General features: G+C 70.3%; 7 protein-coding genes. 5 read left to right on the top strand and 2 right to left on the bottom strand.

The genetic code is table 11. The features are described 5' to 3' along the window. Nucleotides 1-151: 151 nt before the first annotated feature. Nucleotides 152-1,135: a Gfo/Idh/MocA family oxidoreductase gene (locus AB0M82_RS45700; RefSeq protein ID WP_364736125.1), complete on the bottom strand. Its 984-nt coding sequence runs from the start codon at nt 1,133-1,135 to the stop codon at nt 152-154. 97 nt (nt 1,136-1,232) lie between these two features. On the opposite strand from AB0M82_RS45700, the gene AB0M82_RS45695 reads away from it, so the two are divergent. Genes AB0M82_RS45695 through AB0M82_RS45680 form a run of 4 tightly spaced genes read left to right on the top strand, consistent with a single transcriptional unit; the run spans nt 1,233 to nt 5,532 of the window. Then, nucleotides 1,233-2,183, top strand: coding sequence for an ABC transporter substrate-binding protein (locus AB0M82_RS45695; RefSeq protein WP_364736122.1), 951 nt, complete (start codon nt 1,233-1,235; stop codon nt 2,181-2,183). Next, on the top strand, nt 2,170-3,057 hold the full coding sequence (locus AB0M82_RS45690; protein WP_364736119.1) for an amino acid ABC transporter permease: 888 nt from the start codon (nt 2,170-2,172) through the stop codon (nt 3,055-3,057). Before AB0M82_RS45695 ends, AB0M82_RS45690 begins: the two co-directional genes overlap by 14 nt. Then, nucleotides 3,050-3,817 carry an amino acid ABC transporter ATP-binding protein gene (locus AB0M82_RS45685; RefSeq protein WP_364736116.1) on the top strand — a complete coding sequence of 256 codons (768 nt, stop codon included), beginning with the start codon at nt 3,050-3,052 and terminating at the stop codon, nt 3,815-3,817. The genes AB0M82_RS45690 and AB0M82_RS45685 overlap by 8 nt, the downstream gene beginning before the upstream one ends. Beyond that, nucleotides 3,814-5,532 carry an aminotransferase class V-fold PLP-dependent enzyme gene (locus AB0M82_RS45680; protein ID WP_364736113.1) on the top strand — a complete coding sequence of 573 codons (1,719 nt, stop codon included), beginning with the start codon at nt 3,814-3,816 and terminating at the stop codon, nt 5,530-5,532. Before AB0M82_RS45685 ends, AB0M82_RS45680 begins: the two co-directional genes overlap by 4 nt. 63 nt (nt 5,533-5,595) lie before the next feature. Here the strand turns inward: AB0M82_RS45680 and AB0M82_RS45675 are convergent, their stop codons facing one another. Further along, nucleotides 5,596-6,768, bottom strand: a complete 1,173-nt coding sequence (locus AB0M82_RS45675) for a macrolide family glycosyltransferase (protein ID WP_364736110.1) — start codon at nt 6,766-6,768, stop codon at nt 5,596-5,598. A 336-nt stretch (nt 6,769-7,104) separates the two neighbouring features. On the opposite strand from AB0M82_RS45675, the gene AB0M82_RS45670 reads away from it, so the two are divergent. After that, nucleotides 7,105-8,622 carry an alpha/beta hydrolase gene (locus AB0M82_RS45670; protein ID WP_364736128.1) on the top strand — a complete coding sequence of 506 codons (1,518 nt, stop codon included), beginning with the start codon at nt 7,105-7,107 and terminating at the stop codon, nt 8,620-8,622. Nucleotides 8,623-8,814: the final 192 nt, after the last annotated feature.

The following is an 8,814-nucleotide window of genomic DNA, read 5'->3' as shown; positions in this document are numbered from 1 at the left end:
CTTCGCGCGGGGGGGCTGGGTGTTGGCGGGGGGGGGGGGGCCGCCGCGCAGCTAACCTGGGCTCAAGTCCGTGAATGTCGCATTGAGGGACTTCAAGTCCCTCAATGCGACATTCACGGACAGTGGAAAACGGCGTGCCGGACGTCCGGGCTCAGCTGGGTTCGCGCAGCGGGAGCCCGGCCGCGCGGTAGATCTCGTCGATCACCGTCATCGTCTCCACCGCGTCCGCGGCCGACGTCTTCACCGGCGCACCCTCCAGGACCGCCGCCGCGAACGCGTCCAGCTGGTACGCGTACGACGCCCGCTTCGGGAAGTGCTCGGTGCGCCGGTGGTCGCCGGTCCGGACGGACAGGCGGTGAAACGCCTGCGGGGCCACCGGGTTCAGCACCGACAACGACCCCTTCGAGCCGGTCACCTTCGCGCTGATCTTCAGCAGCGAAGACGACCACATCGAGCACTCCACCCGCCCGGTGTGCCCCGAAGGAAACCGCAGCTCCGCCGTCATCGCCCGATCGACAGCGGGGGAACGCAGTTTCGCCGAAGCCGAGACGACCGAGGGGGTCTCGCCGCCGAAGACGCGGGCCATGTGGACCGCGTAGCAGCCCGCGTCCATCGTCGCGCCGCCCGCCAGGCCGTAGTCGTACCGGATGTCCGAGAACTTCGGCAGCGGGAAGCACAACGCCGTCTCCACCCGCTGAAGTTCGCCCAGTTCGCCCGACGCCACGATCTCCTCCACCCGCAGGGCGAGCGGGTGGTAGCGGTAGTGGAACGCCTCCATCACCACCCGGTCCGACGCCTCCGCCAGGCCGGCGATCTCCCGCGCCTCCGCCGCGTTGGCCGTGAACGGCTTCTCGCAGAGGACGTGCTTGCCGGCCGCCAGCGCCGCTCGCGTCCAGTGTCCGTGTAGCCCGTTCGGCAGCGGGATGTAGACCGCGTCGACGTCCGGATCCGCCAGCAACTGCTCGTACCCGGCGTAGGCCTGCAAAATCCCGTGCTGGTCCGCAAACGCTTGCGCGCGGTGGTAAGACCGCGCCGCGACTGCCTCGACCGAGACCGACGGGGTGGAAAAAGCGGGTTTGACCAGGGCGGCGGGCGCGATGCGGGCCGCGCCCAGGATGCCGATCCGCAGGCTCATGTCGCGAAGTTAGCACCGGACAGAATTTCAACAGCGCGTTGACCTCTTCAACAACGAGTTGTACCGTTCCGGCCAGCCGAACAGTGGAGGTCCCGTTATGTCTCGTTCACGCGCGGCGCACGCCGTGTTGCTCGCGAGCCTGGCCGTGCTGGTGACGGCCTGTGGCGGCGGTCCGGACGGCGCGGGCGGGACGTCGCAGGCCGCCGGCGCGCCCGCCTCGGGCATCCCCGACACCACGGCGATCGTCCAGGGCGTGCAGAAGGACGCCCAGCTCAACGCCGCCCTGCCGGCGAACATCAAGCAGGCGGGCGTGCTCCACCTGGCGTCGAACCTGCAGTCCGCGCCCAACAACTTCTACGCCGCCGACGGCAAGACCCCGATCGGCTACGAGGTCGACCTCGCCAAGGCGATCGCCGCCAAGCTCGGCGTCACGGTGGCCCACCAGGACATGGCCTTCGGCTCGCTCATCACCAGCCTCCAGTCCGGCCGCATCGACCTGACCATGGCCGGGATGAACGACACCAAAGCCCGTCAGCAGCAGATCGACTTCGTCGACTACTTCACCTCGGGCATCACGATCATGATCCGCAAGGGCAACCCCGACGGCATCACCGGCCCGGACACGCTGTGCGGCAAGAACGTCGCCGTCGTGCAGGGCACCAGCCACCAGAAGTTCGCCGAAGCGCAGAGCACCAAGTGCACCCGGCAAGGCAAGCCCGCGCTGAACGTCACCGCGACCGACAGCGACAACCAGAACCAGAACCAGCTGCGCACCGGCCGCGTCGCGGCGATCCTCAACGACCTGCCCAGCGCCGTCTACATCTCCCGCACCGCGGGCGACGGCAAGTTCTTCGAGGTCGTCCCCGGCGAGCCGATCGAGGGCGGGCCGTACGGCATCGGCGTGAACAAGCAGAACAAGCCGCTGACGGATGCCGTGCAGAAGGCGCTGCAGGCGCTGATCGCCGACGGCACCTACGGCAAGATCCTGCAGGCCTGGGGTGTGGACCAGGGCGCCATCGACAAGGCGGCCGTCAATGGCGGCTCCTGAACCCCTCCCGATCGTCCGGCTCCGGCATTGGGGCCGCTGGATCGCCGCCGTCGTCATCCTCGCCCTGCTGGCGTTGCTGGGGATCGCTCTCGGCAACGCGCAGATCGAGTGGAGCCAGGTCCCGGACTTCGTCTTCTTCAAAGTGATGGCGACCGGCCTGCTCAACACCGTCGTGCTGGCGGTGCTGTCGCAGGCGGTCGCGATCGTGCTGGGCGTCGTCATCGCCCTGCTGCGGCGCAGCGCCAATCCGGTCGCCCGGTGGTTCGCCGCCGGCTACATCTGGATCTTCCGCGGGCTGCCGGTGCTGCTGCAGATCCTGCTCTGGTACAACCTGGCGCTGGTCTTCCCGGTGATCGACATCCCGTTCCTGGTCCACGCGCAAACGAACACGCTGATCAGCGCGTTCACCGCCGCGTTCCTCGGCTTGGCGCTCAACGAAAGCGCGTACATGGCCGAGATCGTCCGGGCCGGGCTGAACAGTGTCGACAGCGGACAGACCGAGGCGGCGAAGTCGATCGGCATGACGCCGGCGGCGACGCTGCGGCGGGTCGTGCTGCCGCAGGCCATGCGCGTCATCATCCCGCCGACCGGCAACGACTTCATCAACATGCTCAAGGGCACGTCGATGGCGTCCGTGATCGGTGTGACCGAGCTGATCCACGCGGCCAACAACATCTCGTCGAACAACCTGCTGGTGATGGAGACGCTGCTGGCCGCGGCCGTCTGGTACATGGTGGTGGTGACCGTCGCCGGCGTCGGCCAGCACTACCTGGAACGCGCGTTCGGCAGTTCCGACCGGTTGGACCGCGGCCCGCTCACCCGTGCGGGGAAGGCCCTTCGCGGCGTGCCGCTGGTGAGGAGTGCCCGTGCCTGAACCCTTGCTCCGAGCCGTCGGCGTCCGGAAGTCCTACGGCCACACCGAAGTCCTCGGCGGGATCGACCTGGAAGTCCACAAGGGACAGGTCGTCTGCCTGCTCGGCCCGTCCGGCGCCGGGAAGAGCACGTTCCTGCGCTGCGTCAACCACCTCGAGACGATCGACGCCGGCCAGATCTGGGTCGACGGCGAGCCGATCGGCTTCCGGCAGCGCGGCGGCAAGCTCTACGAACTGCGCGAACACGAGGTGGCGCGCCAACGCCGTGACATCGGCATGGTGTTCCAGCGGTTCAACCTCTTCGCGCATCGGACGGCCCTGGAGAACGTCGTCGAAGGGCCGATCCGGGTCCTGGGCGTGCGGCCCGACGCCGCGCGCGAACAAGGCCTCGCGCTGCTCGACCGCGTCGGCCTCGCGCACCGCGCCGGCGCCTACCCGGCGCAGCTGTCCGGCGGCCAGCAGCAGCGCGTCGCGATCGCCCGGTCGCTGGCGATGAAACCGAAGCTGATGCTGTTCGACGAGCCGACGTCGGCGCTGGACCCGGAGCTGGTCGGCGAGGTTCTCGAGGTGATGAGTACGTTGGCGGGGGAGGGGATGACGATGGTCGTCGTGACGCACGAAATGAGCTTCGCCGCGGAGGCCGCCGACGAGGTGGTGTTCCTGGCCGACGGCGTCGTCGTCGAGACCGGGCCGCCTTCGGAGGTGCTGAGCGCGCCGAAGCACGAACGCACCCGGCAGTTCCTGGCGAGGATCCTCGCGTGACCCGGATTTCGCCCCGCTACCTGCTCCAGTTCGACGAGCCCGCCGGGTACCTCGACTTCGCCCGGTTCGGGCCGCCGTCGCACGCGGTGCTCGACACGACGGCCGCCCTGCTCGACCAGGCCACCACCGCCGGTCCGTCCACTGTGGACGAGCTGATGCGGCAGGAGGTCCGGGCCAAGGCGGCCGCGGCACGGCTGTCCGGCTCGGACACCGACCACACCGTGCTGTTGCCGAACACCAGCCTCGGCCTGTTCCAGGCCGCGTTCCACAGTTCGGGCGAGGTGCTGGTTCCGGCGGCGGAGTTCCCCGCCAACACCTACCCGTGGGCGCGCGCCGAACAGGCTGGACGCCTCAAGCTGCGCCGCCTGACCGGCGGTTACGTCACTCCCGAGCGGGTCGCGGCGGCGCTGACGCCCGAGATCACCACCGTCAGCGTCAGCGCGGTCGACTTCCGCACCGGCTACCGGGCCGACCTCGCCGCGCTGCGCGACGTCGTCGGCGACCGGCTGCTGGTCGTCGACGGCATCCAGGGCTTCGGCGTGGTCGAGGCGCCGTGGGAGGTCGCCGACGTGCTGGTCGTCGGCGGGCAGAAGTGGCTGCGCGCGGGCTGGGGCACCGGGTTCGCCGTGCTCTCGGACCGGGCTTTGGACCGGCTGGACCCGGTCCTGTCCGGCTGGACCGGCGCCCGCGACCCGGGCCTGTTCGACGACGAGATCCACCCGCCGGACCACACCGCCCAGGCCTGGTCGATCTCCAACCTCAGCCCGGTCACGTCCGGCGCGTTCGCCGAGGCCCTCGAACTCGTCGAAGAGGCCGGGGTCGGCGCCATCGCGACCCGGATCGCCGAGCGGATCGGGGCCTTCGAGGAGGTGCTCGCTTCGTGCGGCGCCGAGGTGGTCTCCGCGGTGGACCGGCGGGCCGGGATCCTCGCGTTCACCCTGCCCGGCCATCCGGCCGAGCAGGTCGGTGCCGCGCTGGCGAACGCCGGGATCGCGGCGACCGTGCGGCCCGAGCACGTCCGGCTGTCCCCGCACGCATCGACGCCGGCGGCCGCGGCCGACCTGCTCCGGGAAGCGTTGAAGACCCTGACCGCGCCCCGCGCGCCGCTGGTCGTCCCGGCCGCGGGCGCGACGACGCACGAGGTGCTCACCGCGCTCGTCCCGGCGATCCCGGGGCTGGCGGCGATGCTCGGCCCGGGCAACGAGGTGCTCCTCCACGACCTGAGCCGGCTGCCGGACTCGATCATCGCCATCGCGGGCGAGCTGACCGGCCGCAGCGTCGGCGGGCCGATGACCGACCTGCTGCTCGGCCTGGTCCGGCGCGGCACCACCCAGGACCTGACGAACTACCGCACGCACGGCCCGGACGGCCGCCCGATCCGCTCGTCGACGCTGTTCCTGCGGGACGCCGACGGCGTCGCGGTCGGTTGTCTGTGCGTCAACAGCGTCGACACGGCCGCTTCGGTGAGCGGCAACGGGGAGCCGGAGACTTTCCCGCCCGACGTCGACAGCCTGCAACGGTTCCTGGTCGACCGGGCGGTGGCCAAGGCCGGGATCCCGGTGGACCTGATGAAGAAGCGGCACAAGGCCGCGGTGGTGCGGGAACTCGACGAAGCCGGTTATTTCCTCATCAAGGACGCGGTGGACCACCTGGCCGGGCGGCTGGACGTCACCCGGTACACGATCTACAACTACCTCAACGAGATCCGGGCCTGAAGCTGCCCGGGCGACCTCGGCCGAGCGGCAGCAGCTGATCGACGCCTTCGTCCAGCGGCACGGTTAGTCCAAACAGGACTCCACCGCGTCCGCGGTCGCGCCGATGCCGCCCTGGCCGCGGATTTCCGCCTTCAGCTCGGCCAGCCGAGCCGCCACTTCAGGCGAAGACGAAACCGCGTCGACGGCCTCCCGCAGCGACGAAGCCGTCACCGACTCCGCCGGCAGGTGCCGCCCCACGCCCAGCGTCTCCAGCTGGGCCGCGTTGCCGAACTGGTCGGCCGCCTGCGGGATCGCGACCGTCGGGACGCCGTACCACAGCGATTCCGTCGCCCCGCCCATCCCGGCGTGCGTGACGAACGCCGACGCCGCCTTCAGCACCGCCAGCTGCGGCACGCTTTCGAAGACCTCCACCGAATCGGGTAGCGGTCCGAGCGAAGACGGCGAGACGTGCTTCCCGATCGACATCACGACGTGCCAGTCGGCGGCGAACGCCTCGACGCACGCCCGGTACACCGGCAGCTGGTCGTTGAACGCCGTCCCGAACGACACCAGCAGTACCGGACGGCCCGACGCGGGCGGTGTCCACGAACGGTCCGCCAGGCGCGCCGGATCCAGGCACGGCCCGACGAACCGGACGTGCGGACCCACCCGATCGGCGTGCGGCTGCATCGCCCGCGGGATCAGCGACAGGATCCGCTCCGGGTGCGCGAGCCACTCCCAGGGATCGGCTTCGATCCCGTTGGACGCCAGCCACCGCGTGAACGTGGCGGCATAGTCCACACCGGACGGTGACGCCTTGATCGGGGCCACGACTTCGGCCATGTCCTCGTCGTAGCCGTCCCACGCCACCAGCGTCGGCGACAGCTGCACGGCCGGAACGCCGTACCGCACGCCGAGCAGCGGCGCGCCCAGCCCGCCGATGTCGTACAGCAGCAGGTCGGGCCGGTCGTCGTCGAACACCGAGATCAGCCGCGGGTGGATCGCGATGGCCTCGTCGAGGAAGACGCGCATCGCGTCGGCCGGGTCGTCCGGCCACACGGCGGCCTCGCCGAGCGGGAAGGTCGTCGGATGTTCGACGACCTGGGCGCCGGTCGGGGAAACCAGCCCCGCCAACGGCGAGCCGACGACGTAGGACACCCGGTGCCCGCGATCCACCAGCTCGCGGATCACGCCCAGCGAAGGGTAGATGTGGCTCGGCGCGGTGCAGCCGACCATGACGATGTGTTTGCGCGGCATGATGCTCCTTCAGGGGAAAGAACCGACGGCGCGCAGGTGAAGGGACTCACCCGGTACGCGGGGAGTCCGGCGGTCACGCCGTCTCAGACGAGGCGGAGCCGGATGAAAGCGATCATGAACCCGACGGTACGAGATCCGGGAAGGGCCGCGCCACCCGATTTCCCCCTTTCGTAGGGCATTCGGGGCCGGTGGGCCGTTTGGCCGTCCCCGGCGACCGCGCGCGGGTCTAGGGTTCATCCGCTTGAAGTCGGAGCCGAAAGGGGAGAAACAGTGAGACGTGCCTTTTTTGGAGTGGGCACTGCCGCCGCGCTGGCCGCGGCGGTGGCGTCCGCGCTCGTGGCCGCACCGGCCGCGACCGCGGCGCCCGCGACCGCGCCGCCGGCGACGATCACCTGGGGGCCGTGCACCGATCCCACGCTGGTCGCCGCCGGCGCCGAATGCGGGTTCCTGGGGGTGCCGCTCGACTACCGGAAGCCGGCCGGGGAACAGCTCCAGATCGCCGTCAGCCGCGTGAAGCACAAGGTCGCGGACGCGCAGTACCAGGGCGTCATGCTGACCAACCCCGGTGGCCCAGGCGGCTCCGGCCTGCTGCTGGCCACCCGCGGCCCGCGCGTGCCCAACCACGCCGGTGACGCCTACGACTGGGTCGGCTTCGACCCGCGGGGCGTCGGCGCGAGCAAGCCCGCGCTGTCGTGCGACCCGGACTACATGGACTACGACCGGCCGGAGTACGTGCCGTTCACCCCGCGGCTCGAGCGGACCTGGCTCAACCGCGCCAAGGGCTACGCCGAAGCCTGCGCGAAGAACAACTCGCGCGCGCTGCTGGAGAACATGAAGACGACCGACACGGTCCAGGACATGGACTCCCTCCGCAGGGCGCTCGGCCAGAAGCAGCTGAACTTCTACGGCTACTCCTACGGCACCTACCTCGGCCAGGTGTACGGCTCGCTGTACCCGCGGAACGTGCGCCGGATGGTGCTCGACTCCACCGTCGACCCGCGCGGGGTCTGGTACGGCGACAACCTCGACCAGGACGTCGCGTTCGACAAGAACATCCTGATCTGGTTCGGCTGGCTCGCCCAGCACGACGACGTCTACCACCTCGGCAAGACGCAGTCCGCGGTGAAGCACGTCGTCGACGAGCAACTGCTCAAGACCTCGTTCACCCCGGCGGGCGGCGTGATCGGGCCGGACGAGATCCTCGACGTCATCCAGCAGGCGAGCTACTACCAGCTGCGGTGGACGCTGCTGGGCGACGCGCTGTCCCGGTTCGTCAACAAGGGCGACTGGCAGAACTGGAAGACGCTCTTCGAGGCCTTCGGTGGCCGCGGCGACGACAACGGCTACGCGGTGTACCTCGCCGTGCAGTGCTCCGACGTCCAGTGGCCGCAGAGCTGGCAGCAGTGGAAACGCGACAACTGGAAGACGTTCGCCAAGGCGCCGTACTTCACCTGGCAGAACGCCTGGTTCAACGCGCCGTGCCTGTACTGGCCGGCGAAGCCGGGCAAGCCGGCGAAGATCGACGGCACGGGCGTGCCGAGCGTCCTGATGATCGACGAGACGCTCGACGCGGCGACGCCGTACGAAGGCAGCCTCGAGGTCCGCAGCCGCTTCCCGGGTGCGTCGCTGATCGCGGAGCCGGGCGGCACGAGCCACGCGATCACCCCGCGCGGCAACGCCTGCGTCGACAACAAGATCGCCGACTACCTGGCGACGGGCGCGCTCCCGGCCCGCAAGCCGGGCCGCACGGCCGACGTCGAATGCGCCCCGCTGCCGCAGCCGACGCCGCCCGCGCCGACGGCCGCCGCGGCTCGCGCCGACAGCGGTCTGGTCACCGGGCGGTTCGCCGGCTGACCTGCGGAACCTCGAGAAGCGGGGTGTCGGGCGAGCGGCCCGGCACCCCGCTTTCGCATGCGGTCACCTCAAGCGCCCCAATGTGGCGTTGGTTGCGTCCAACGCACCGAACGCCACATTGGGTGCGCCCAACGCACCGAACGCCACTGTGAGGATGTGGGGGCGAGGTCACCGGTCCGGTTTGACTCGGAA

The organism is Amycolatopsis sp. NPDC051128 (assembly GCF_040682715.1).
Taxonomy (GTDB): domain Bacteria; phylum Actinomycetota; class Actinomycetes; order Mycobacteriales; family Pseudonocardiaceae; genus Amycolatopsis.
This window is presented reverse-complemented; position numbering and strand designations above follow the sequence as displayed.

What these genes read in the sequence shown, in the direction of transcription:
- AB0M82_RS45700 (WP_364736125.1), bottom strand. Translation starts at nt 1,135, where the DNA reads ATGAGCCTGCGGATCGGCATCCTGGGCGCGGCCCGCATCGCGCCCGCC.
- AB0M82_RS45695 (WP_364736122.1), top strand. Translation starts at nt 1,233, where the DNA reads ATGTCTCGTTCACGCGCGGCGCACGCCGTGTTGCTCGCGAGCCTGGCC.
- AB0M82_RS45690 (WP_364736119.1), top strand. Translation starts at nt 2,170, where the DNA reads ATGGCGGCTCCTGAACCCCTCCCGATCGTCCGGCTCCGGCATTGGGGC.
- AB0M82_RS45675 (WP_364736110.1), bottom strand. Translation starts at nt 6,768, where the DNA reads ATGCCGCGCAAACACATCGTCATGGTCGGCTGCACCGCGCCGAGCCAC.